Origin of the sequence: Psychrobacter alimentarius, from assembly GCF_001606025.1 — a bacterium.
In the GTDB taxonomy this organism is placed as follows: domain Bacteria; phylum Pseudomonadota; class Gammaproteobacteria; order Pseudomonadales; family Moraxellaceae; genus Psychrobacter; species Psychrobacter alimentarius.
In genome coordinates, this window is sequence record NZ_CP014945.1 from 1,066,615 (window position 1) to 1,090,750 (window position 24,136).

21 protein-coding genes, 1 other RNA gene and 1 pseudogene are annotated in these 24,136 nt (G+C 38.0%); 10 read left to right on the top strand and 13 right to left on the bottom strand.

Features of this window, described 5'->3' with window-relative positions; translation table 11 throughout:
* Positions 1–38: 38 nt before the first annotated feature.
* A complete protein-coding gene (locus A3K91_RS04485) occupies positions 39–809 on the bottom strand; it encodes a response regulator (RefSeq protein WP_062845863.1) in 771 nt (256 codons plus the stop codon).
* A 359-nt stretch (positions 810–1,168) separates the two neighbouring features.
* Here A3K91_RS04485 and A3K91_RS04490 point away from each other — a divergent pair, with 359 nt between their 5' ends.
* Both A3K91_RS04490 and ssrA read left to right on the top strand, forming a co-directional pair.
* On the top strand, positions 1,169–1,840 hold the full coding sequence (locus A3K91_RS04490) for an alpha/beta hydrolase (protein ID WP_062844182.1): 672 nt from the start codon (positions 1,169–1,171) through the stop codon (positions 1,838–1,840).
* Between the two features lie 85 nt (positions 1,841–1,925).
* Positions 1,926–2,284: a transfer-messenger RNA gene (gene ssrA / locus A3K91_RS04495) on the top strand.
* Between the two features lie 255 nt (positions 2,285–2,539).
* Here ssrA and A3K91_RS14350 read toward each other — a convergent pair.
* Both A3K91_RS14350 and A3K91_RS14355 read right to left on the bottom strand, forming a co-directional pair.
* Positions 2,540–2,779 (bottom strand): annotated as a pseudogene (locus A3K91_RS14350) (DUF1829 domain-containing protein); the annotation flags it as partial.
* Between the two features lie 24 nt (positions 2,780–2,803).
* The gene (locus A3K91_RS14355) at positions 2,804–3,028 is read right to left on the bottom strand and encodes a DUF1828 domain-containing protein (RefSeq protein WP_084387258.1); all 225 of its coding nucleotides are present in this window, start codon (positions 3,026–3,028) and stop codon (positions 2,804–2,806) included.
* Positions 3,029–3,323: 295 nt separating this feature from the next.
* Here A3K91_RS14355 and A3K91_RS04505 point away from each other — a divergent pair, with 295 nt between their 5' ends.
* Entirely contained in the window at positions 3,324–3,545 is a 222-nt protein-coding gene (locus A3K91_RS04505) for a hypothetical protein (RefSeq protein WP_062844184.1), read from the top strand.
* A 99-nt stretch (positions 3,546–3,644) separates the two neighbouring features.
* Here the strand turns inward: A3K91_RS04505 and A3K91_RS04510 are convergent, their stop codons facing one another.
* Together A3K91_RS04510 and A3K91_RS04515 are read right to left on the bottom strand one after the other, a co-directional pair.
* Positions 3,645–4,418, bottom strand: coding sequence for a sulfite exporter TauE/SafE family protein (locus A3K91_RS04510; protein ID WP_228139912.1), 774 nt, complete (start codon positions 4,416–4,418; stop codon positions 3,645–3,647).
* Between the two features lie 636 nt (positions 4,419–5,054).
* Positions 5,055–6,053 carry a hypothetical protein gene (locus tag A3K91_RS04515; RefSeq protein WP_062844186.1) on the bottom strand — a complete coding sequence of 333 codons (999 nt, stop codon included), beginning with the start codon at positions 6,051–6,053 and terminating at the stop codon, positions 5,055–5,057.
* Between the two features lie 525 nt (positions 6,054–6,578).
* Here A3K91_RS04515 and A3K91_RS04520 point away from each other — a divergent pair.
* From A3K91_RS04520 to A3K91_RS04545, 6 genes are all read left to right on the top strand, one after another.
* Positions 6,579–7,514 (top strand): YagK/YfjJ domain-containing protein, encoded by a 936-nt coding sequence (locus A3K91_RS04520; RefSeq protein WP_062844187.1) that lies wholly within the window; start codon positions 6,579–6,581, stop codon positions 7,512–7,514.
* Positions 7,515–7,652: 138 nt separating this feature from the next.
* Positions 7,653–7,934 (top strand): hypothetical protein, encoded by a 282-nt coding sequence (locus tag A3K91_RS04525; RefSeq protein WP_062844188.1) that lies wholly within the window; start codon positions 7,653–7,655, stop codon positions 7,932–7,934.
* A 56-nt stretch (positions 7,935–7,990) separates the two neighbouring features.
* Positions 7,991–8,983 carry a DUF932 domain-containing protein gene (locus A3K91_RS04530; RefSeq protein WP_062844189.1) on the top strand — a complete coding sequence of 331 codons (993 nt, stop codon included), beginning with the start codon at positions 7,991–7,993 and terminating at the stop codon, positions 8,981–8,983.
* A gap of 113 nt (positions 8,984–9,096) precedes the next feature.
* Positions 9,097–10,221 (top strand): YqaJ viral recombinase family nuclease, encoded by a 1,125-nt coding sequence (locus A3K91_RS04535; RefSeq protein WP_062844190.1) that lies wholly within the window; start codon positions 9,097–9,099, stop codon positions 10,219–10,221.
* A 107-nt stretch (positions 10,222–10,328) separates the two neighbouring features.
* On the top strand, positions 10,329–11,240 hold the full coding sequence (locus tag A3K91_RS04540; RefSeq protein WP_062844191.1) for a recombination directionality factor: 912 nt from the start codon (positions 10,329–10,331) through the stop codon (positions 11,238–11,240).
* Between the two features lie 167 nt (positions 11,241–11,407).
* A complete protein-coding gene (locus tag A3K91_RS04545; RefSeq protein ID WP_062844192.1) occupies positions 11,408–11,659 on the top strand; it encodes a helix-turn-helix transcriptional regulator in 252 nt (83 codons plus the stop codon).
* A gap of 329 nt (positions 11,660–11,988) precedes the next feature.
* On the opposite strand, the gene A3K91_RS04550 is transcribed toward A3K91_RS04545, so the two are convergent.
* The 5 genes from A3K91_RS04550 to A3K91_RS04570 form a co-directional block, all read right to left on the bottom strand.
* Positions 11,989–13,188, bottom strand: a complete 1,200-nt coding sequence (locus tag A3K91_RS04550; protein ID WP_062844193.1) for a protein kinase domain-containing protein — start codon at positions 13,186–13,188, stop codon at positions 11,989–11,991.
* A gap of 3 nt (positions 13,189–13,191) precedes the next feature.
* The gene (locus A3K91_RS04555; RefSeq protein ID WP_062844194.1) at positions 13,192–13,641 is read right to left on the bottom strand and encodes a hypothetical protein; all 450 of its coding nucleotides are present in this window, start codon (positions 13,639–13,641) and stop codon (positions 13,192–13,194) included.
* A 185-nt stretch (positions 13,642–13,826) separates the two neighbouring features.
* Entirely contained in the window at positions 13,827–14,918 is a 1,092-nt protein-coding gene (locus tag A3K91_RS04560) for a hypothetical protein (RefSeq protein ID WP_062844195.1), read from the bottom strand.
* Positions 14,919–15,030: 112 nt separating this feature from the next.
* On the bottom strand, positions 15,031–15,576 hold the full coding sequence (locus A3K91_RS04565) for a Holliday junction resolvase-like protein (protein ID WP_062844196.1): 546 nt from the start codon (positions 15,574–15,576) through the stop codon (positions 15,031–15,033).
* 35 nt (positions 15,577–15,611) lie between these two features.
* Positions 15,612–16,508, bottom strand: coding sequence for a competence protein CoiA family protein (locus tag A3K91_RS04570; protein WP_062844197.1), 897 nt, complete (start codon positions 16,506–16,508; stop codon positions 15,612–15,614).
* 111 nt (positions 16,509–16,619) lie between these two features.
* Here A3K91_RS04570 and A3K91_RS04575 point away from each other — a divergent pair, with 111 nt between their 5' ends.
* Positions 16,620–17,678: a hypothetical protein gene (locus tag A3K91_RS04575; RefSeq protein ID WP_062844198.1), complete on the top strand. Its 1,059-nt coding sequence runs from the start codon at positions 16,620–16,622 to the stop codon at positions 17,676–17,678.
* An 11-nt stretch (positions 17,679–17,689) separates the two neighbouring features.
* On the opposite strand, the gene A3K91_RS04580 is transcribed toward A3K91_RS04575, so the two are convergent.
* The 3 genes from A3K91_RS04580 to A3K91_RS13945 all read right to left on the bottom strand — a co-directional run bounded on the left by A3K91_RS04580 (position 17,690) and on the right by A3K91_RS13945 (position 24,087).
* Positions 17,690–19,525: a DUF4209 domain-containing protein gene (locus A3K91_RS04580; RefSeq protein WP_062844199.1), complete on the bottom strand. Its 1,836-nt coding sequence runs from the start codon at positions 19,523–19,525 to the stop codon at positions 17,690–17,692.
* A gap of 86 nt (positions 19,526–19,611) precedes the next feature.
* Positions 19,612–22,020 carry a DUF2357 domain-containing protein gene (locus A3K91_RS04585; RefSeq protein ID WP_062844200.1) on the bottom strand — a complete coding sequence of 803 codons (2,409 nt, stop codon included), beginning with the start codon at positions 22,018–22,020 and terminating at the stop codon, positions 19,612–19,614.
* 45 nt (positions 22,021–22,065) lie between these two features.
* Positions 22,066–24,087, bottom strand: coding sequence for an McrB family protein (locus tag A3K91_RS13945; RefSeq protein ID WP_084387261.1), 2,022 nt, complete (start codon positions 24,085–24,087; stop codon positions 22,066–22,068).
* Between the last annotated feature and the right edge of the window lie 49 nt (positions 24,088–24,136).

Below are 24,136 nucleotides of genomic sequence, written 5' to 3' on the forward strand. Positions count from 1 at the left end.
ATTTAAGCAAAGCAATTTGAAATTGTGAGATGATAATACTAAGCTGGACATAAACCATACCCCAACCCGCGATGTGTATGAATAACATCAGTGCTTGCGTCAATGGTTGCCAGCTGCTTCCGAATGGACTTGATATGACTGTCTATCGTCCGCGCTAGGCGATGATCTGGATAATCACTAACGGCGCTTAGGAGTTGCTCGCGGCTAAAGACCTGATTCGGTGCTTGTAACAAGGTTAATAAAATTTTGCGCTCAGTGTTGCTCAGCTCAAGTTTTTGCTCTTGCCACATTAAAGAATAATTAAGTGGTTGGTAATGCCAAACCCCAGATTGACAGTTGAACGTTAAAGCTTGTCCCGACATTAGCGTATCATTAACGGTATTATCGGTTATTATATTACTAGAGGACTGCTGAGAAAGTAGCTGCTCGCGTCGCCAAATAGCCTTTAAGCGAGCGACAAGCTCTCGAGGACTAAAGGGTTTTGCACAATAATCATCACCGCCCATCTCTAGACCTAAGATACGATCGACTTCATCACTACGAGCTGTCAAAAACACAATAGGTATATCTTTTAATGCATCGATACCAGCACTATGACGTATTTGTTGGCACAAGCTTAAACCGTCACCATCTGGCAACCCAACATCCAAAATAATGGCCGATAGGTTTCTTGCCTCATCACTGCGCAGCATTGGCAAGACGCTACTGGCATTATCAAGCCATGTTATGTCCCAACCTTCACGCTTGCATGTGACTTTGAGCGACATTGCAATGGCAGGGTCATCTTCTACTAATAAAATATGTGTCATAAGCATTGCATCGTTATATAAGAGAAAATGAATTAGAATAAATGATTTTTTAATACTCGTTGAGGTATGGGCGTTGAAAAATAATAGTAGGACGTCATACAGTAACTAGAGTGTTAACCATATATTTACTAAATAATCGTAGCATAAAAGCTGTTTAAGGTTTTAATTCAAGTCCTAAAAACGTGTGAAAAGTTAATGGAAATTAGACGGCTCATCATTAATCTTTTGACTGTCAGTTTTGAATAGAGACTGTAAAATAATCAGCGCCACTAAAAAGAAGAATATAATATACGGCAATAATTCAATTTATTTAAAATACAAACGTGTTTACGTCCCACTTTTAAAGGAATACAGAAAATATGAGTAATTATTTAGATACTGTCATTGTTGAGCATAATCCAGCACAAAAAAAAATAGATAGAGCCGTCATCTGGCTGCATGGCTTGGGTGCCAGCGGTCATGATTTTGAGCCAGTGGTTCCGCAATTAGGCTTGTCTGATGATATGGCTGTGCGTTTTATTTTCCCACATGCGCCGAAGCGTCCAGTGACAGTCAATGGTGGTATGATAATGCCGGCATGGTATGATATTTTGGAGATGAGCCTAGATCGCAAAGTGGATACGGCTCAAATTGAAGAGTCCTCTCAGCAGATACAAGATTTGATTCGCCGTGAAATTGAACAAGGCGTCGCACCTGAACATATCGTCATTGCAGGATTTTCACAGGGTGGGGCAGTGGCGTATCATGTGGCACTAGGCTATCCAGAGCGCCTAGCAGGTTTGATGACGCTCTCTACGTATCTGGCAACCAATGATAATATTGACTATAGTACTGCCAATAAGGACATGCCGATTCTCATTGAGCACGGTTCTCATGATCCTGTGGTTCCCGTTATTTTGGGTGAGCAGGCTCAGCGGTTGCTATCTGACAAAGGGTACAATGTAACTTATCGGACTTATCCGATGGCGCACCAGGTTTGTATGCCGCAAATTCAAAATATTGGTCAATGGTTAAATACCGCATTGGCTTAAATTATTAAGCTGTAACGTAATGTAATGCAGTTGTCATATAGGTTGAAAGTCAGCTGATAAGTGCTATATAATAGTCGACCTTATTGGGGATGTTCTGGCTTCGACGCTGGTGATGAAACTCAATGATGCATGTCGAGAGTGTATGTCCTCTCGTTAATCAAACATATATTGTTATAGTCGCAAACGACGAAACTTACGCTCTAGCAGCTTAAACCCTGCTTACTTAGTTGCTGATCACCTACAGTTGGTTAACTAAGTTGAAGCGTCCGCATGTAGGCTCGCCACAAGTGATTGTCTCAATCGCTTGGGTTCAAAAGTAGAGAATCGTCCAATCCATCCTGACTGTCGGATCGGTGCGGACTAAAACTAAAGACAGAAACTAAACATGTAGATTCATGAGCGTAATGCCGGCGGACGCGGGTTCAACTCCCGCCATCTCCACCAAATATATTAAATAAAGTCAGTCACTTAGGTGGCTGACTTTTTTTTATAACATGATTTTGACATGATTGGATGGCAAAAGTATATCACTGTTCGTTTTTGGACAGTGTTTTAAAGTTTACTATGAAGTAACGGGCTTATTAACTGAACAATAAAAATCCACTGGAAAAGTGAGTTTTTTATAAGATATTAGAAAGTTATCTAGGAGCATGATTGTCTCTATGCTGCTAATTCTTCTACGAAATCCTCCCTTTCACTTCAAGCAATTGGGGGTACATTATAAATCTCAAGTGATTGCTTTATAGCGGCAGATAATTTTTGGTTCATATCATTAATAATTGCAGATAACTCTGAATTATTGAGCCTTACATCCTTAGTATTGCTCCAGCTGAATAATAATTGCTCAACGTTAGATTTGATGGGCTGATTTATAACTTGCAATATACGTTCGAGATGTTTCTTATATTTAGCAACTACAAAATAAAAACGAAAGTCAAATCCCGATTTTCCATCAAATTTTACTTATGGGACATACCTAATATTTTTTTCGTCTAACCAGTCCTTTACATCTTTAAAGAATAGAGTGGCAACACTGCTGCTTGCCAAAGCAAACATGTCATTAACTGATAACATAGCTTGGATAAAATTATTTTTCTTTACAGGAAAGTTTTTAGTATTTGCATTGTTGAATAACTTATTACCCTTTATTAACTGATCACCAAACACTTGTAGAATTTTGTTAAGAATTTCAAGCTGCTAAAGATGTTGGCATGTCGTTTGAGTTGGGCGGCGACTGGAAGGCTTTCAAGGACGGACCACATTATTAATTGCCATGTTCAAAATATCCTAAGTGATCTGACATAATCCCTTCCAACAAGCTGCGCTCTTTTTTTGTGTCTGAGGCAATATTTATTAAGAACTAAGAAATTATTCATATACCATAAAACTAATATCTACTTTATTAATCGACTTTATTTCACTATAATTCATTCTCTTTACTTTTTAATTAAATCAAATTACCGCGACTAGGAAATGAAATATAATGAAAGAAGATACGGAACTTTCAGTTTATGAACTAGGGATAATTCAAAACTCCCTACGAGATCGTATGGTTAACATAGAAGAATTTAGAAATGATTTAGTAACTGATGATGATGAAGCCGAAATGAATGATAATATTGATACATTTAGCGTAGAGCTCATGAGTATAAAAGAAAAGATTACAACAATGATTGATAAGAAAATAGATGATAATTGCCCATAAATATGTAAAAAGTTTTACCGCAGAATCTTCCGCTAAATAAAAAATCCGATCACTTAGGTGATCGGATTTTTTTGGTTTGATTTTGATACCAGTAAGCAACTAAAAAAGTATATCAATGTTCCTTATGATCATTATCAAGCCACTAACGACCATAAGTATGAGCAGCATTATCCTAAACTGACTCACACTCATGCCTGCCAAAAAGCGTTTGCCAATAATATTACCAATAACTGCACCCAGTCCTAGTACAAGCCCATATAGCCAAATCTTGGCAGTGAGTAAACCAAAAAAAGCATAACTACCGATTTGCACCACACCCATAAAAAAAGAGTTGGCAGTTTTGGTGGCAATTAGACTCTCTTTTTCCAGCCCAGCATTCATATAAAAAGGGTTGAGTATAGGGCCGAGACCACCTATCAATGTGCTCATAAAAGCTATGATAAACCCCAAAGGTATAAATCCTATTTTGGGCATATTGAAGGTTTTGCTCACCTTGCCAAATTTATATTGGAAAATGGTAGATACTAAAAATATGCCAACTAATAACTGTATCCAATTGGCATTTAAACGACTAAAAATCAGTGCGGCTAGCCATGCGCCTAAGATTGCACTGGGTACATAATATTTCGTCAATGACCAATCAATGTGATGCCAGAATAGATAAATCCGAGAGCCATTACTTATAAAGGTAGCCAAATTGATCACTGGTGGCGCTGCTGCTGCCCCTAGCATCCAAGAAGTAACTGGTATCAGTAGTATAGCGCCGCCGCCACCAGAGATAACAGAGATGATAAAAGCGACCATACCAGCGATAAACAAGCCTGCTAAATGCCAATTTGGAATCGTTTGTAGTAGGTCTAAAACAATGAACAATATAAAATCCTCTTCCCTGAGTTATATTGAATGATGATTATGTACTTAATTAATATACAGCCTGTAAAATGCTGGGTAGAGGCGTGAATAGATATGTTTGTCCACTCAATAATCGTCCATTTGTTCGCTTGAAAAAAGACAAAAATGTTTAAGAAAACCAGTTAAGGTTTATCAAGTAGGCAAGTAAATATTAGCGGATTATTAATACTAACGGTATCTTTCAGTAATGAAAACAATGATGCAATGTTTTCTATCGTATAGCAAGCCCTACAATCAAGTGCTTTGAAAAGGATGAGTATGAGCAATCTAATGAGTGTCACGATAAATTGGTCTTGTAGGCTGTGTCGTCAGGATAAAATAAGCCTAGATTGATTGATAGATATAGACGCGCACAAAAAAGCCCAAACGTTTATGACGTTTGGGCTAATCTGTACTGCTATATGGTACCCGGAGCCGGAACGATATTACTCGGTTAAGTATATGATTTATTTAATTTAAAATAATAATTATTTATCCAGTGTACATATAGGTGTACATGGAGTTTGAATTTCATATTTGATGATATATATTCAGGTAATATATCTTTGCTTATACCTATTGAACGACTAACCACTTACAACACCTTTCACATAGATTTTATAGTTTCTTTAACTCATCATCAATCAAACCTTTCAAGTAGGTAGATGAGTCCACACCGTAACTATCACATAATTTTAGAAGCTTTTTCTGATATGTTTTATCTAATAGTTGCTTGTCCAAGGATTTTTTAGAAGCTTTGCTTCTAGATTTTACTTGATACCAAGAATTTTTCATCCTATCTATGAAACCTTTCTGATCAAGTGTAATGATCTCGTTGTTACGTTTCAAATTATTCCGTAGAATTGAAAATGCATCTATCGACGCACAAACTTGATCGTAGCATTCTCTAGAATTACTAGCTATAAAGAGGTGTGGTTTCAGTAGTAAATTTAGCGCTTCTAGATAGTTGATTGCCCAGTCAATTTGTTGCTCATTTTTACTATCAAGCCACTTCAAATCTTTTTTACTTGCTGATTCTAAAAAATATCTGCTTTTAGCTGAAATTATAAAGTCTATTTTAATTTTATTCTGTCTACTTTTATTATCCGCATTTCTAGATGATTTGGGTTCAGGAGGCTTTTCTGGTAGTACGTCTCGAAATATAAGTTTGGCTAATATAAGTTTTCTTTGATCGTTCATTAATTTATTAGCAGTTTCTTGTTTACCTAATAAACGACACGCATCGAAAGATCTTAGAAAGTCTGACTCAAAATCAGTATAGAGAGAGAATCTTTCAATACCCATTCTATATCTATGATAAGACCAATACTTATCAAACCATATTGCTGCTCTAAGGTCTTTTTCAATCCAGTCTATGTATCTATCTTCAATAACCAAACTTATGCACTCTTCAATATAGTTGTTTAATTGAAGAGTATTCCATTCTAATGCTTGAATTTTATTGATTATATAATCTAAATTATCATTGATGACAATGTCTATATTGTTTAGGTGCATTTCATAGACAAGGATATAGAGCTGTCTACTTGTCAATTTAGACAGAATGGTTCTGATATCTTTGTACTCTAGCTTTAAGTTTGAATTAACATCCATCATTATGAGGTCCAAGAACGTGATCGATTATGCAAGTTATTAGTAATATTACAGTAAGTATTCAATCAATAATACATATTTAGACAGTTATATTTTAATAATTTAACAGTAAGAAAATAATAAGAGAAAAATATTTTAAATTTAGTAGCTTCCTTATTTATCGAGGGATACGTGATGAATATAGCTCTTAAACTCCTTAATTTCTTAGGTTTTTTAATATTTTTTCTGTTTAATCTACTAAATAACAAAGCCGTACAGCAATAATGTTCTCTCAACTAAGATATATCGATACAGTGGTCATGTTCGGTGTCCTGCTATTAGAGCTAACTCCATCCCTATCTTTATCACTCAAAAAGTCTGAAAACTCGGTATTCAGTTAGCGAAAAGGTACTGGAAACTCTGCTCCTGAATTTCTCACATATGGTTGGTATCTATGTTATTGATTAGTAATACTTACTAATCATCATTAAAAAATACGAGTCAACACTACTCTATGAACAATCCATTCTCATTCATAGGAGTAGTCTCATGTCATACCCGCATATTCATCAATCCAAACTTATTAGTACTATCGATTTATTAGTCAGAGGTGTGCTATTTGATGATATCGATATCAGTCAAGTCAGAGTCCAGCTATCAAATTTGTATTTACCGTTGCTAGACGATTACGATTCCGCATTGGAGTACGCACAAACTGTTGAAGCATTCAGACATAGTGCTGAAAAAGTGATGGCTGACCCACACTCGCAAGCTCAGAGGTGGGACGATTACAATACGGCTCAATTTATGGATTACCTAGGCACTTATAAAGCTCTCATTACAGCCGAAGATGCTAAGCTGAATAAGCAAGAGAAAAGTAATAGCAAGGTGCTTGAAGTAGATTTACGCAAGCTATTCAGGAGGTATTCTAGGCTGTTGTTTGTCAGAGTTGATTTAGCCTACTTAAAAGACACCATGCATTTAGTTGATATCGAAGATTTACATCGACACCTAAAAAAGCTTAGAGACTTTATAGGCAATAAAAACACATGCTTTGAAGGTTTGGTAGGCCATGCTATAGCGATAGAACAAGGGCATGAACATGGCTACCATTGTCATGTCCTGTTAATCTATAACGGTGCTAAACGCCGGAAAGACACCTATTTAGGCCAAGCAGTAGGAGAGAAGTGGGAGAGTATTACTGATGGTCTAGGCTCTTACTACAATTGCAACCATCCAGCAAATAAGAGGGCTTATGAAAAGAGTGGCACACTCGGTATCGGCATGATAAGTCGTCACGATGCACAAGGCGTTGAGAATGCGATAAGAACAGCCTTATACCTCACTGACCCCGGTAAAACTGACCGCTATACTGACAGGCTTGATCAGCATTTAAAGGTCAAGCTACCTAAAATGAAAACCTTTACTCGTGGGATTGTTAAAGATAAGGAGAAAAAGAAGAAGTATTCCTCTTTTAACCCATAACAAAATAATTTCAAATACATACTATTTTAATGAGATAGCGCGTTAGTAGTTAGTAAAGCGCCTAATCCAATCAATATTTACCCATTAAAGGTCTGCCTCGTGCAGGCCTTTTTTATGCCCAAAATAAAAGGAGTGCTTATGAAAACCATCTGTCCATGTTGTCAGTCAACTGCGGTCTATGAGATGACTGATGGCATCAGTATCAATTTGATCGACCAGCTGTTGTCTCCTTCGGTTCTCGTCAGCCTTAGCGTTAGTCTGTGCAAAACGCTTAAAGTTCATCCTGCTATAGGTATGGTTGCAGGTACGACAGTCGCAGCGCTTATAGAGATGACTCAGTCTCATCAGGCGCTACCGAGGCTCGTCAATCAGCAATATCGCTGTGATGACTGCACGCATGTCTTCACCAGCTTTCATTAATCTAGTTAACCCACTTCACTTACCTTACTTAATCATCAATAAAAAGGAAAATTATCATGGCACATTTAGTCGAAAGTATGGCTTACACAGGCGAAACCCCTTGGCATGGTCTTGGCAATGAGCTATCACCTAAGCAGCCGTTAGAGGTTTGGGCACGCGAGGCAGGTCTGGATTGGCGTATTGAGTCATCGGACGTCAGCTACATGTCAAGCAATGACAAAGGGCATAACCTCATCATGCCCTTCGCTGAGAACAAGGTGCTCTATCGCAGTGACAACCTAGAGCCGTTATCAGTGGTCAGTCAACGCTATCAAGAAGTACAACCGCGCGAGATTTTAGAGTTCTATCGCGATCTCACAGAACAGTCGGATTTCGAGCTGGAAACGGCTGGGGTGCTTAAAGGCGGTCGTAAGCTATGGGCACTCGCTCGTACAGGTCAATCAGCAACGCTTAAAGGTGGTGATGTGAGTAACGGCTATCTATTACTGGCAACGGCTTGTGATGGCACGCTTGCGACCACAGCACAGTTCACTAATATTCGTGTGGTCTGTAATAACACGCTTGCTGTTAGCTTAGCCAATGGAAGTGGTGGTGTGGTCAAAGTGCCGCATAGTACCTCCTTTGATGCTGATAGCGTCAAGCAGCAATTAGGCGTGTCAGTGAAGCATTGGGAGGAGCATAGCTATGAGATGAAGCAGCTATCTGAGCGCCGTGTGACCCAAGCAGAAGCGGCCAATTATTTAAGCCGTGTATTCAATGATCAGGACAATGACCTCATTCTATTTAACCGCGCTAAAAAGCAAAAGGATGCTGTTCCTAATGCCAAAGCGATGAATCAGGTGATGCAGATGTTTAACGGTCAAGGGCGCGGGGCTGATTTAGATGCCGCTCGTGATACCGCTTATGGACTGTTATGCTCTATCACTGAATACGTTGACCATGAACGCCGGGCCATGAGTACCGATAATCGTCTTAATTCAGCATGGTTCGGTGCTGGGGCTAAGCTTAAGCAAAAGGGCTTAGAGGAATCGCTACTGATGCTTGCTTAATCAGGAATGTTTAAAGTCTGTCAAACAATCAACCACGCCTTCGCGCGTGGTTTTTTATGCCCATTATTTAACGAGCCGCATTAATTCATGAAGCCATTTATAAGGAATGTATTATGGAAACCATCGCATTAAACACGACAACTCAATCAAGACGCGCAAAGCGTTCAACAATCAAAGCTAAAACAACACGTCTACCTTCAAAAACGAAAACCAACACTCGTTACTCAACGCCTTTGGTGCCATCGACTCAATCAACCACTGCTAAACGCCTTGTCAGTACCAAAGATTTGAGCCGTGAGGACTGGTTAGCCGTTCGCAAGCAAGGTATTGGTAGCTCTGATGCAGCCGCTGCCTGCGGTATCCATCCGTATTTATCCATGCTTGAGCTATGGATGATAAAGACGGGACGCATGAGCTCAAACATCGATGCCAGTAGTAATAGCGGTATTGAGGGTTACTCACCGCTGTATTGGGGTAATACGCTTGAACCAATGGTCGCTAAATACTATCGAGAGCATACAGGCAATAAGGTACGCCGCGTCAATGCCATCTTGCAGCATCCTGATCCTGACAAAGCTTTTATGCTGGCGAATTTAGACTATGCCATCACTGGGTGTACAGAGGCGCAGATACTAGAATGCAAAACAGCAGGAGAACATGGGGCCAAGCTATGGAAAGATGGTGTGCCGTTGTATGTGACTTGCCAAGTACAGCACCAGCTAGCAGTCACGGGTAAGCAAGCGGCGCATATCTGTGTTCTTCTATGCGGACACGAAGCCAAGATATACAAGGTTGAGCGCGATGAGCACTTGATTGAATCCATTACCCGTCATGAGCGTCTATTCTGGCACTACGTAGAGACGGACACGCCACCAACCCCTGACCACAGCGAGTCAGCTGCCCGTGCACTAAAGCTGTTGTATCCAAAGCCCAAACCCTCAAGCAAAATTGATTTAAGTGCAGATGATGGTGCCAACAGCTTGTTTGAGCAGCTGCTTAGTTACCGTGACTATATGCAGGAGCTAGAAGAACGTCACGATAAAGTGAAGCATCAGCTACAAACGCTGATTGCCGATAACGAAGTGGCTGTGTTCGAGAAAGGTGCGATCTCATGGAAACGCTCTAAAGATAGTGTCGGCTTGGATAATAAGGCCGCTATCAAAGCGCATCCTGAGTTATTAGCTAAATTTAGTAAAACCAAGCAAGGCAGTCGCCGCTTCGTCATCTTAAACGACTAAGCCGAAACCTACTATACTTAACCAAAACAAGCGCATAACTGCCCACCCTTATCGGTGGGCTTTTTTATGGCTAAACACATTTTATTAAACCTATAAGGAATATCACCATGATTAAAGGTCTCACTATAACCCCACCAGTATTAGGTCGCATTAGCATCGGTAAAGTCGTGCAAAAAGATGGTAAGCGTTTCCCTGCTAAGGATGACCAATTCACCATTACCAGCCAAATACAAAACAAGGATGGCTGGATTAATCATCCACTCGATACAAAGCTACGCGAAAAGAATGACGGTAAGCTCAGACAAATACCCGTACGCATGTTGTTCAATGATCCTGAACTTAATTTGCGAGCTGAATACACGCTATTTGATAGGCAAACTGGACGCCCACTTTGCGTAGGCGATGGTGAATATTGCCAACGTAGAACGAGCAACGGTGTTGAGCAGCTTCCATGCCCATCACCCGATCGCTGTCCGTTAGCGCAAGGCGGTGCTTGTAAACCCTATGGGAGGCTCTACGTTAATCTTAGTGAAGACGACGAACTTGGCACTTTTATCTTTCGTACGACGGGTTTCAATAGTATTCGTACATTGGCAGCAAGATTGAGCTACTTCGCAGCGGTGTCGGGCAATAAGCTTTCATGCTTGCCACTACAACTCACGCTAAGAGGTAAAAGCACCACGCAAAGCTATCGAACACCAATCTACTTTGTAGATTTGACGCTACGTGATGACGTGACTTTAAAGCAAGCGGTACAAGATGCTGGTGCCATTGATGAAGAGTTAAGTGAACACGGTTTTGACCAAGCAGCGCTAGAGATAGCTGCTAAGCAAGGCTATGTCAATTCTTGCTTTGAGGTTGATGACGATAATCTATTGGATGTGGCAGAAGAGTTTTATCCAGTAGAGGCAGATGAGGCTAATAGTGATCATCAAGGAGCGTCGCAAAATGGTATTGCTCCCTACAATGTCGGTAATATCGAAAGAAGTCTAAGGGAGAGTGTGACAGCTATAAGTTAAAGCAATGGTAAGGATAGACGGCATAAAAAAAGAGCTGACTCATTCAGCTCCTTTTTTTATGTGATTGATAAGGATTACACGTGGTCAGTATAGGACGCCGTAAAAAAATATGGGACTCCGTAACTGTATGAGAGGAAATGCTCTCATTCACTCATAAGGAGATAGTCATGGAAAACTTAAACGCAACACAGCCTGTAATCAAGCAATGCAATCATATACCGCAACTACTGAGTATCAAAGATGTGGGTCATTACACAGGTCTTAGTCGTTCCACGATATATGAGCTTATCAACGAAGATTCCGACCGTTATGACTCAACATTTCCTAAGAAAGTACAGCTTACGCAAGTTAGGGTAGTGTGGGTAGCGAGTGAGATTGCTGAATGGATTGAAGCTAAGATAGCTGAGCGTTCAGCCTAGGCTTACTGAACCGCCTTACCACTAAGAGTAGGGCGGTTTTTTTTGTTAAATTTTGCGGTTTTGTAAGGTAAGTAAAATTATTTTGAAGAGCCTTAAGAGTTTTTCTCATATAAAACATTACTAAGTCAGCTTTTATAAACATAATCAAAGACAGTCTGATAGCAGAGGCTTTCTTGAGTAGTTTACAACTGCATTTACAGGTATATTGGACTGATTCTCTTAGGATATATCTATAGGGAGCCAGTCAGGCCTCTCACTGGTTTAATTTTCTAGTGAGGAATTGAATATCTGACTTTATAGTTCAGGTAACAGAGTATTAATTTTACTTATTAATAGTTGCTTTGAACCCAATCATCATTTGGATCGTACCCACTATTTCTTATAACACTCATAATAAAATTATATTCTTGAAAATCATCACTCCTATACACCAACCAACTAAATAGACGAACAATCGAATCTATCGAAGGGCGATTTTCACCTTCCATTGACAGTAAATGTTCTAAAATTAGTCTTAAACCTAAAGGGGCATCATTTAGATTTCTTCTATATTCTTGAGGAAGATTAACAAAATGACGACGAATGGCGGTAATATCCTCTATGTGTTTTACATCAAATGGCTCTTTTCCAAAAATTAATGTATAAGCATAAACACCGAAAGCCCAAGAATCGTAGTTTTCTGTATCATTACCTTTTTCTAAGAAGTCGGGCGGCATACAAACAAAAGACGATAAAACTCTACGGTTATTATCCTGAAACACAGCATATTCATCTAAATCCCTCGCATTCTTATAAACTTCATTAAATATGGAATTTCCAGCACTATTATCTCTTTGACAGTTACCCATATCAAGAAACTTAACTCTTGGGTCGTTTTCTATACTATTTGGATCCATCGAATGGTTTGCAAGTAATAATATATTTTTTGGATGTAAGTCTCTATGTACGTAACCAACTCTATTAAAATAATGCATACTAGATGCAATACGGTGCAAAAGTGAAATTTTATCTTCAATTGTATATTTACTCGTATCTAAATCATCGAGAATATCACCCTCTTCATATAAGTAAGCGAAGTAGTAAACTGAATTATTGTATAGACTTTCTAAAGAAACCTTTATAGTAGGTAACGGATAGCTGGTCTCAGGTCCTATAAATCGACTTATATCAGGAATAAATTGATTATCTCCCAACCATGCTGAATTAGCTGGATTGTACATTAGAACTGAATATTCAAGCTTAAATCTCTCTATTTCAACAGAGTTTCTAGGTGCAATCAAAAACTTGAAAACGACTTTCTCATCGTCTTTTTCGTACAAACTACTTAAAGCACTTTGCCCACCTAATCTTTCAACAAACCTAAAGCCACCTATTTTTAGTAGCCTCAGCTGTTTTAGTAACGCGTAAACATCTTCATCATCTTTTCCGCATAAATCACTTAAAGTGATTTTTCTAGCCAGTTTTTCAATAAACCTAAAGCCACCTATTTTTAGTAGATCCGAATTCTTTAGTAACGTGTCAACAATCATGAGCTATTTCTCACCGTCTTTTTCAATATTAAAATGAGTACAGTACAACATAATTTCGCCTCTGAATTTTATAGGTAATTTATCGAAGTTAGACACTACAGCATAATCTTTACTTTCTAACCAGGCTATAATTTCATCTTTGTTTTTTAAATCATCAACCTCTTCCTCAATATCAATCAAATCATCAACTTTAACACTGTATATTAGTTTATATTTAATAGTATCTGGAACGGTTATCTCATAAGCTTCGCCGTATTTAGTGGCTTGGTGACAATTAGGAGTACAAAAAATAGTCTCGCTTCTGGCTTTAATTCCAAATTTACAGTAAAACCATTGGTCTACAATTTCATGTACAAAACAATCAGAATGTCTTGGTCTTCTCGGTCTTATCAAATTTTCATTTTCATTTAAGCCAAACTTTACTGAACCTGTAAATCCTCTGAATATTTTCATGGATTAATGTCCTATGAATTATATAATTTGAACGATATAGATAACGTAACCCTTACTAACAAAGTCATAAGTTATATTTAAGGATATTTTTAACATATTTTAACTATAGTCCATTAATAGAGAGTATGTAGTTGTGCAGTTTTTTGGGATGAGATCATGCTCTCATAAAGTGCATAATTAATCATCTAGATTATGCCTTCTGCTAAATCATAAAGCACTTTAAAACTGGTTTGGTCGTCTAATACTTCAATATCGTATATTTTGGTAGCTATATTAAAATGTTCATATATTACTTTCATTTTTTTTATAAACCTTTTATCGTGAGTCACGAAAATGTCGCAGAAGCAACCTAATGCAGCATGATTCCGGTCAAGATTTGATCGTAAAAACTTATTTTCTTTATTAAGGGACTCATCAGGGTAATAACCAATCAAGTTTAAAAAATCATAGATTATGAAAATTCTGTTGAATATTCTTTTATCCTCATCGAAGATATCCTTATAAAGCTCTCTTAATGGAGGGAAACTCTTAGGCTTAACCTCATCTAAATATGCAAATATTCTGCTTAAAGCATTAAACCCTTCGATTTTCTTAAGATTATCGACATTGATACAATATGCATCCCGAAAAGCCTTACTCATGCTCTGGTCTTGATTAGCCTCCTTGAATTTTTCATTCATCAACCTTATGTCTTTTTGAAAATCATGAAGTTGAGATTCAAGAAATTGCATCCTTTGATGACACAGGTCAATGTATGCTTCTAAGTGCGGTTTAATATTTTTATCAGTGCAATTTGCATTTTCAAGCTCTAAAGTGGCTAGGTTATCTGACAGAAAATCGTTTAGAGACGACATAGAACTTATTTGGATATCACTAAACTCATCATAATCCTCGATGCCATTGTAAACAGCCAGACCTACTTTCTCCATAGGCTGTGTAAATTCATCATATCTAAGGTCTTCGTCAACAAATTTGAGATAAACATTACATGGCGTATCAATACATTCATAAGGTCTAGCATCAACATTAGATGAAATGTCAGGTAATTGAAAATAAGTCGCCTCTAGCTTAGTCAAAACAGTAATAAATTCTGCTATCTTTTGACTATCATCAGCATTAATTCCAGCTTTATGAACTTCTCTCAAAGTACCGTTGGAATAAACAAAATTGTACTTATCTCTAAGAGCAAAAAAATGGGCATCTGTTCCTCTTTTTCTTAATTTATCTAAAGCATTTTGGTCTAAGTACATACTTAGTTTCTTAGTATTATCAGTCATAAAGTCATTCCTTTACAGTTGATTAATAATCATTTTTAACGAGAATTTTTTAAATTTTGATTCCTAACGTCAGGGGTTTCATAAGGCGTATCAGATGTATAAGCTCAACAAATTAGGATTCCCGCCAGTTTACCTGAACACGCATCACTTCCGTATCCTCACAGTATCCTATCCTCAATTCTTTAAAGCTGACCTGCCCATTTTCGATTACTTGCTTAATAATCTTCTGTCGCTGGTTGAGTCTCGCATTTCCTGTTTTAACTTCTGCAATAATGAGATGCACGTCCTCGATAGGTACATTGCCATCAGCACACTCGTGTAAATTTTGGAAGATGACATAGTCAATCGGTTCCCCCATAAATCGGCAGTCTGAAGGGTTGTAAGGAAAATCAGTAATAAAGGGTGTGAACTGTTCACCAATTTGACCTTTTAGGACGTTACGCTGCATGTTGTTTGAACGCTTTTGCGCCTCTTTAATATCTTTATCTAATCGCTGTTGAAAGCCTGCTTCTTTTTCAAGCATATCGTTCTTAATTTGCGCAATATCCCGCTCGCTCTCCAGTAGAGCCTTATTTTGCAATTGTATTCGCTGTATAGTCCACACAAGTAGCGCCATCATTAGCAAGATTATAATTAGTAGTATCGTAGTAAGAGTCATGATCTTATTTTCCGTATTATTGAATTGAGTTATCTTTAATTCTTGGGAGTCATATCCATTTCTTGCAATCGTTCAAAAACAGTGTCTGAAAACGGCTTGAAGTAATTCCATGACTTATATTTTTGATTATATTGCCCACCGCCTTCGTTACGCCATTGCTTGAGTATCTCAATCACATCATGATTGTAGGTCACACACTTAATAGACACCATGCCTGAATTAAAAACCCTGACATCTACCCAAGCGTGTTTGATGGTAAAGCGATAGATGATATAGCCTTTATCAAAGCTTCCACTACTATTCTCGTTAGTGCTGTTCTGGCAATTATAGATAGGCTCAGGTAATGGCGTAGGGGCCACTGGTATTGTTAACGATTTCGGTGATGGGAAGATCCACTGCTTATTACTCACACAGTCTAGAATATAATCTTTAGCTTCCTCACTTGGTAATTCAATACCTTGCGTGATGATTTCTCTTAAATCTATCTCAACAGTCGTAATGCCTAGCTGCTTAATAAAATCCGCTTTATCAGTATCGATGAAAGAGGTCACGGCGACTTCAATAAACATTATTTCATCATCGACCGTTGCGACTATATCAGGTCGGATACAGCCAACAGACTGCTCCTCAATCAAATGATCAAACTGCCACGTTTTATCCTCACTGTTTTCGTCGTCAGGTAGTGATGGCAGTGTTAAATACCTCTCTTCCATAATGACTTGTTTAGCAAACTTGTGTAGGATACTTTCAGGATGAATAGTACAGCTTTCTTTATTGTTTAAGTGTGCAAAATGGTGCTCATTCTTTTCACCTTTACGAGCTACTACAGGCTCACCACATTCAAAGCAAAAACACATACAAGCCAGCCCTCGCTCGACTTGTTTAACATTGACGATTTGCTTTTGCTCATTAACAGCTATTGACATAGTCATAGTTACCATCCTCTTGTTAGTTGGTTAGGAGTGAGGTAATTATGAGAAGAATTCTGCCTCTAAAACAGACTGCTATTGGGGGCGTAATAGGATTTTAATCGGTATTTAACTATGAAAAACATACACTTAGGTGTCTTTGAAGAGCTCGAAAAACAATTTCTTAATTTTCCAAGAAATACTTTTTATGATCATTGCCTCAGAATAATAGTCGAAGCACAGCTCAATAAACTAAAGTATTCGGATGAAGGGTTTGAACCTAATAAGTTATCAAGACAAGATATCTATGCCAAAGCGAGGGGCGTGAATAAAAATACTGTGAGCAGTCAAGTTGCTAAAAATAAGATAAAAACGGATAGATTAAATGTAGAGTTAGAAAAATTTATCGAATCACAACCAGACTGTAAACAGGCTTTTAAGGATATAGGTTATTTACCAGAAGTTATTTCATCTGTATCAGAGGGTGGTGCCAAAAACAAAACCTACGTGTGGATGAGTATTAGAGCTATTGAAAATGAGGAAGAGCAGATAGCTAAATCTGCTGTCTTTGAATCTGAGGATTATGAAGATTTAAGTAGTATTACTTATGAGCGCAAAGCGACTTCTGAGATTAAGCCATCTTTATTCACTAAGCTATTCTTCAAAAAAGGTGAGCTAAAGATCTTAAGCTTTCGAGGCATTTTGCTAATGATCTTGCTGATGCTAAGTTTTTTGGTAGATATCTGTGTTGCTATCTTTGCGTTACTTGTCATCCTATTACTAAGCGAATTACAAAATTTTAAGCTTTGGCAAGCTATGCTTTTCGTAGCATTCATTCCTGTAGCTTATCTAAACTGGCGGTATTTTTTTATGCCACTATATATGCTGCCTTATCACCGTGTCGTTAAAGCGCCTATGTTCTTTGCTAATATCAATGTCGATAATACAGATATTGAAATGTACCGAAATAAAGATAAGCTCAACATAGCAAGGATTACAGAGTTCACTGCAACCTGTCCAATTTGCTCTGGCGTAATCGAGCTTGCTAAAGGTAAACCAGATCAAAAGCAGCCGCTAGTAGGGCGCTGTAGGGAAGCGCCTCATGCTCATGTATATAGCTTTGATCGGATGACGATGAGGGGGTGCTTTTTAGGTATGAAAGATTATTCCGTGAATAATGCACTTGGACTTTAGACTTAAAAAATTTATTCAACATTAGATGTGCTAGAGTCAAATAACGACCTGACTACCAATCTCAAAATCATCCACCACGCATAAACCGATACTTGAGAACCAGAGCTTTGATCATCCAGTAAACCGTGAGCAACATCGTTGCGTAAGTTAGCGCCAATAGATTCGGTGAAGACAGCTTTTAATTCGAACAGTAGGTCTTCACCTAGTACCTCCTCAGCTTGCTCATGCTTGAGCAATGTTGATAAACCATTTTCATTTTCAATACCACCTTTATCGATAGTAGTGGTATGAACGCCATTATTTTTTAAACAAATTCTCACTATATGTTCGACTTGAGGAGCAAGTAAATGAATGCTGTTTCTAAAGTCGTGCTCAAAACCGCTCCATAGAGCACTAGCTAAAAGGTACTTTCGACCTTCAGGAACTATGGGTGAAAGTTCACATAGCTGTATTAAGTACTCCTTTGTTACCCTAAAATCCATAAGTATTTGGTTTAATGCTGGGACGATGCTTCCTTGCACCATAAACTGTATGTTTAACTGAAAGTCTTGAGTCATTTTACTAAATATTGCTGGTTCGCTTTCTTCTTCTGTTTTGTAATCAAGACCTAATGCTGGAGTTTTAGCAGTAACTCGCCCATCTCCAGAATAATGAATGTTACCAAACAAGCTACTCAGAAAATACTGTTGGTGACTTTCTAAGGCTTGAGATCGCAGGTCTTTATATATGGGAGAAGGAAAGGCAGTAAAATATAATAAAGCATGATTTAGATCTTGCTTATCTGATACATGTTCTATAGACGCCTTAACGGTGTCAGTTATATCAACACTGGGTAGCTGAAAAACAGGCATTTCATCTAATATGTTGTGACCTGTTTCAATAATCTTATCTCTGACAGAAACCATCTTCTCATTAACAGCGTACAAACTTCTCTTCGCTTTTGGAACTTTTCGATAAGTTTGAAGAGCATTTTCATAGCTATGATTAGCAGCCATTTGACCTTGAATATTATTTGTTACTTGAGAATCACCTTCAAGTACAAAGCATTCAGCTGACAAGAGCAAACAGTTTAGCCACTTATCATCTTCTTGTTGAGCCCTAAAAAACTTTTCAGCCACAGCAAGATGATCACGAGCTTGCCAATAGTTACCTGAATTTAAAAGGTTTATACCATGACCACATAGCTCTTCTGAAATTTTTGTCAGGTCGTCTCTAAGTAGATGGTGATGTCCAATCATCTCACCAAGCCAGAGATTCATAAAATGGCTATCTGAGTAATATTTTTCAAAAGCAATTTTTAGTATTGACTCGATATTTTGTATTTTTTGACGATCTTTTGTTTGTCTAGCTAACTGAACGCATCGTTCCCAGCACTGTTTTATATCAGGGTGCCATGTTTCAGGGTCGATCGGAAGTTGCATATAGCTTTCTATAGCAGCTTGTGCGTAATCGACTTTTCTTGGACTTGCGCATAACCAAAGTATGTCAGCAAAGCGAGCTCTAATCATAGGGTCTGTTATGTCAGTATAAACACCTGCTATGAAATCTAGCTGTTCACTTGTTAAATCATCTGGAATAGCTGATCGCTGAATAGTATTTCCATCAGAGTAAGTGGTGCCAGCCTTAAAAGGGTCGTTAGGACTACTTGGATTGATTGCCATTGAGCAAATATCTGAAGCAAGTTGTAACGCATTAGCTAAAGCTTCATTACCTTGTCCTCGTTCCAGATTTGCTTGCTTGTAGTAAGCTACAGATATAGAGAAGTATCCAAGCTCAAATGGATCATTAATGTTCAGATTGCTATTATTGATAAACTCAGTAGCGGAGCATAAAGTAGAATCTGACATTGATGCTTTCCTTGTTTTTTATAAATAATTTGTACTCAAATAAACTTTATTATGACGGCTGCTTTGACTTGAGCTACGATTGGTTGCTATGAGACCGTTATCTTGGAACACAACTCTTGATATACTGGTTCAATATCGTTGAAGTCACTGACGCTTTGTAAGCATCTTAAAGTGGTCAGCTTAAAGTATTGTTGAGTAGAATCAGGTACGTTATTGATTTTGCTTTGTAACTTTAACGGCTGATCAAGCTCAAAAATAAAATGGTCTGTGAGAGCGACCATTTTTTTCACAGGCCATACATATTCAATGTCATAGCAGTTAGAGTCCATATCAGAACAGATGGCTAAGCTTAAATAGCGAACTTCTTTTAAAATATGGTAGTCATATCTAGTGAAAATACTATTTTTAGGTAAAGTATAAAGCGTGACAGTACCGTCTTTAACGAGCCTGTAATCGTTATCATTCTTATCTACGGCGAGTGTTAGAGTCAAGTCTTGATACAGTATTTGTTGCATACCATCGTACGGGATACGCGCGGCATCCTGTAAGTAAATATTCTCTTCCATGCTTGACTTGTATTGAGAGGTCGATAAATCTGAAACAGCACTAGAAATACGTTTACCGATATTTTGACGTAAGAAGTTTAGTAGCCAATAGCAGCTGTTATCAGCTTCTGGACTGTTTTGAGTTAGGCTAGGTAATAACGCAAAAGCACCAATACTTATTTCATCGATAGTATCAGAGTAAGGGTTGGCTTTACTTATTTGATCAAAATAGCCGGGATATAACGCAAAGGCACCAAAAACAGGACGACTCTTATCCACACCGTTCTCGTGTTTGCTTTCATTGACGCGGATCAAGGCATCACGGTAACGGTGCATTTGATTGATAGCATCATCAGGTACATAATCATTCTTTTCTATATCTTGATTGACATCGTCGTACTGATTTTTTTTAGTTTTGATACGGTATTTTGCATCGAATAACCAGATAAACTGTCTATTATTAGGGAAGGTAACTTCTAATAAAATATCAGGTTCTTGGCTGACAGAATAAGTTCGAATCGGTTTAGTCGTTTTCCTAAATCGCGGTTCATGAGCCAATCTAGCTTTAACGCCATCATCACGTTCAAATTTAAATGCACCAGCAAAGCCGTCTTTAAGCTGATATTCAAAAAACTTCTTAAGTTGTAACTCTTGTTTCTTAGTAGCGACTTCCTTAAAATCTAACTCATCTATTAAGATATTTCTTAAAGTAAGAAAGCACCACACCTCATAGATTTCTGCAACTGACTTCATGGAAATGCTGGATTGATTATCAAACACATCCAAGTAAAACTTTAACTCTTGCCAAATTCTATATACAGAACTGTAGCCTACCTTTTGTTGCAACACCAATGATTCTCGACCATGACCATTATAGTCGCCAACATTAGCCATAAAGCCTTGCTTCAGCATCTTTTGTAGGGGCTGTTGCCACTGATGAAACTCATCTAAGAATGCATTTGATAGTCTTTGAGAAACTGACTTTTTATTATCTTGCCTGAGCTTATACTCAAAATCAGCCAGTCGTTTCTTAGTAGTAGAGACAACCATTTTGATAAAACGATTTTCTGGAGTATCAACACTGAGCTGTTTTTTTGTGACTTGATAACGCTGTTCATGCAGACCGTTAGCGAGATCTTCCTTTATTTTTGCTCCTAATCGCGCAGGTATTTTACCTTTTATTCTCGCAGCTTTTGTATAAGACGTTTGAGCCTGTAAGCGGCTATGTGGTGCTTGGCTGATGACCTTTAAGGCATGAAACAGTTGATGACGCAAATGACTGAAGTTTGCCAGCCAAAGCAGTGGAAACTGATGGCGTTGTTTGGTTTGCCCACTATCTTGTTCCGTCTTCTCGACTAAACTAAATCGCCAAAGTGGAAAGGCATTATCAATCGCTTGATACATCTTAGGTAAGTCATCATGCAAACTCATCTTAGTAGGTAGCACTTCAAAAGAAATGGTACTTTTAAAGGTTTGAGATGACTTGATGTAATTAAAGGGTAGGCGTAGCCAACCAACATCATTTGCAGTATTGATCGTACCTGTTAGGCGTGCTAGCGTTGAACGTTGTTTATTTGCCTTAATAAACCGAAAGCTCTTGTTAATAGCGTGGCTACGATGGCTCAGATACGCCTTTTCCACGTCACCAGTAAATATGACTTCAAACTGATATTGAAGGTTCTCAAAAAAGATAAAATTATCTAATTCTAAAGAATCTACCAAGCCTGAAGGAGACAGGCTATCCTCTATAACCAAAGGCTCATTCATAAAATCAGCGTTAAGCATATCTAAGGGCGGAGAAAAGCGCACTATAGATGGTTGAGCATTATAATCGCTTATGGCCTCACGTTTCTCTAAAGTAGACTGATAGGTCTTTTGACGTTTCTCAATGTCATTGCACCAAATGGACAGCTCAAAATCAGGGGTTTGTATCCTTAACAGATCTGGCATTATTACTCCATTGGTTTTGCTATATCTATTCTATAATTGCAAGTTTTATGGCCAAAAGCTAGTAAAGCCAGAACGCTCTAAGCGCTGTTGCATCCAAGCCAGTTTAGCCTTGCTACGGCAAGTGATATTTAACACGCTACCATCTATGTTTTTACGATATAGATCAGGACGTAGTTTATCTTGATCATCTTCCATAGACCAAATATCAACAAGTTCCTGTTTTAAGATAGCTGTTAATTCTGTGAGTAACGACTCCTCATGGCTGCTTACAGAGTCATCTATAACTGCTAATTTATCATGATCTCCTTCGATGCGCGGCAATACTTTGCACATCAAAAAGTCATCCCATACAGCTTGCAGTTGCTTCTCATCTTCAGGATAGGCGCTAATCACAGCAAGCAGTAGCTCATTCAATGCTCTAAAAGCCAGTTGAAAAGGCGTATCATCCAATACTTTATTGATTGATTTTAGAAAATTAATGCTCTTATTACCATCACTATCTATGGGCGGTAACTTATCGATAGAGGCTTGAGAGTCAATAGGGTAGTTCAAGGCGTTATGAGTGACTGTCGGTTCAAAGAAGTGATCAAATTCATTAGGAAAAAAATCGCCAAAATCAAAACTCAAAGCACGATCGATGACTTTACGCGAAAAACCATGTGTAGTTTCATCCATATTGACTGTACCAGCTACGATCAAATTAAAGGGCAGACCTAACCCATGCTCACAGAACAAGTCCCAAGCATCATCGTACTGCTGATCTGCAAAACCTAATGCATCACGCAGTTTGCTTTTATCTTCTAATTGTTCGATAGTCGCTGACTTTAAAAGTGGATCGCAGCAATAAATGAATTGTTCATCGTCCCACTGCCATTCGCGTGTTTCTAGAACGGATAGATAATCAGCAAAGTATTGCTCGACAGGGGCTAAATTCATTTCATCCAGGCATAGCCAGTAAGGCAATACTTGATCAAGCTCGCTTTTGTCACCTGTGACAGCGAGACCATTACCCTCAGACTCTAGTTCAAGACCTGCATCAATAATGGCACGCCATGCTTTGGCAATGAATTGTAGTACGTCAGTGGTAATATATTCAGCGTTACCATTACCGCCCAATCGTGATATATAACCAAGTATGTCGCTGGGTTCATGCCAGTCAGGGCGTACTGGGATAAGGCAATAAGTATCGCTAAGACTGCCTGTGAGTATAGCTTGGTCACGGACAAAGCGGGTTTTCCCCGTACCAGATATCCCAGCTAAGAGTAGGAAAGGCTTTGAAATAGCTTTATTATCATAGTTTCTATTAATTTTAATGGGTTTTACTTTGTTCTTTGAGGGTTCAAGTTTTGATGTTGTGTTTTCTAAACTTTGATCAGTGGTTCCTATGCTATTTGGTAAAAAGCTATAACCTTCAAAAATATCAAAATCATAAGTTAATAATATTTTATCAAGATCTTTAGGGACAGTTTTAGGGAAAAGTGCAAAAGTGAAAGGACTTCCGCCATTGAAAGTTCCAGCCCTTGTATTGTTTATAACTACATTATCAAATCTTAAAACTCCTTTTTTTGTATAAGTGTCAGCTGATCCAGAAAAAGTATTACCCGTTATTTTAAGTAAGTCTTGTCTTTGAATAGATTTAGAACAATTGAAGTCAGTAGTAGAAATATCATCTATAAAAAATTCATTCCTAAAATCTTCTGGAATTTTTTTTAGTAACGTAAGTATTTCCTTCTCTGTAGCGTTCCAATACAAAGAGTACATGAAACTTTTTAGAGATACTTGACCTCTTTTTAAGTACCTATTTCTTAAGTTTTTTCTCCAGTTTTGTACTAACAACCCATATTTAAATCCACGTTGATGATCTTGTTCACTGTCTGAGAAATAGAATGCATTATCTGCGTATTCGGAGAATTTTTGTATATCAACTTTTAAGTAACTACCATTAATCTTGGTTTCGCAAGTACATATCAAAAAGAGCACTATACCGAAGAACTCTTCTGGTTTTGATACTGTATCTTTAATATCTTTTCTAGCTGAAACTAGAGTCTCAAGAGAGATGTATGGCATTACATGTACCTTTTTTATATTTATAAGTGCAACTAGATAGAGAGTATAA

What these genes read in the sequence shown, in the direction of transcription:
- A3K91_RS13945 (WP_084387261.1), bottom strand. Translation starts at nt 24,087, where the DNA reads ATGCCATACATCTCTCTTGAGACTCTAGTTTCAGCTAGAAAAGATATT.
- A3K91_RS04555 (WP_062844194.1), bottom strand. Translation starts at nt 13,641, where the DNA reads ATGAAAATATTCAGAGGATTTACAGGTTCAGTAAAGTTTGGCTTAAAT.
- A3K91_RS04505 (WP_062844184.1), top strand. Translation starts at nt 3,324, where the DNA reads ATGAAAGAAGATACGGAACTTTCAGTTTATGAACTAGGGATAATTCAA.
- A3K91_RS04485 (WP_062845863.1), bottom strand. Translation starts at nt 809, where the DNA reads ATGACACATATTTTATTAGTAGAAGATGACCCTGCCATTGCAATGTCG.
- A3K91_RS04580 (WP_062844199.1), bottom strand. Translation starts at nt 19,525, where the DNA reads ATGTCAGATTCTACTTTATGCTCCGCTACTGAGTTTATCAATAATAGC.
- A3K91_RS04535 (WP_062844190.1), top strand. Translation starts at nt 9,097, where the DNA reads ATGGAAACCATCGCATTAAACACGACAACTCAATCAAGACGCGCAAAG.
- A3K91_RS04585 (WP_062844200.1), bottom strand. Translation starts at nt 22,020, where the DNA reads ATGCCAGATCTGTTAAGGATACAAACCCCTGATTTTGAGCTGTCCATT.
- A3K91_RS04570 (WP_062844197.1), bottom strand. Translation starts at nt 16,508, where the DNA reads ATGACTATGTCAATAGCTGTTAATGAGCAAAAGCAAATCGTCAATGTT.
- A3K91_RS04515 (WP_062844186.1), bottom strand. Translation starts at nt 6,053, where the DNA reads ATGATGGATGTTAATTCAAACTTAAAGCTAGAGTACAAAGATATCAGA.
- A3K91_RS04560 (WP_062844195.1), bottom strand. Translation starts at nt 14,918, where the DNA reads ATGACTGATAATACTAAGAAACTAAGTATGTACTTAGACCAAAATGCT.
- A3K91_RS04565 (WP_062844196.1), bottom strand. Translation starts at nt 15,576, where the DNA reads ATGACTCTTACTACGATACTACTAATTATAATCTTGCTAATGATGGCG.
- A3K91_RS04550 (WP_062844193.1), bottom strand. Translation starts at nt 13,188, where the DNA reads ATGATTGTTGACACGTTACTAAAGAATTCGGATCTACTAAAAATAGGT.
- A3K91_RS04530 (WP_062844189.1), top strand. Translation starts at nt 7,991, where the DNA reads ATGGCACATTTAGTCGAAAGTATGGCTTACACAGGCGAAACCCCTTGG.
- A3K91_RS04545 (WP_062844192.1), top strand. Translation starts at nt 11,408, where the DNA reads ATGGAAAACTTAAACGCAACACAGCCTGTAATCAAGCAATGCAATCAT.
- A3K91_RS04540 (WP_062844191.1), top strand. Translation starts at nt 10,329, where the DNA reads ATGATTAAAGGTCTCACTATAACCCCACCAGTATTAGGTCGCATTAGC.
- A3K91_RS04520 (WP_062844187.1), top strand. Translation starts at nt 6,579, where the DNA reads ATGTCATACCCGCATATTCATCAATCCAAACTTATTAGTACTATCGAT.
- A3K91_RS04575 (WP_062844198.1), top strand. Translation starts at nt 16,620, where the DNA reads ATGAAAAACATACACTTAGGTGTCTTTGAAGAGCTCGAAAAACAATTT.
- A3K91_RS04490 (WP_062844182.1), top strand. Translation starts at nt 1,169, where the DNA reads ATGAGTAATTATTTAGATACTGTCATTGTTGAGCATAATCCAGCACAA.
- A3K91_RS04525 (WP_062844188.1), top strand. Translation starts at nt 7,653, where the DNA reads ATGAAAACCATCTGTCCATGTTGTCAGTCAACTGCGGTCTATGAGATG.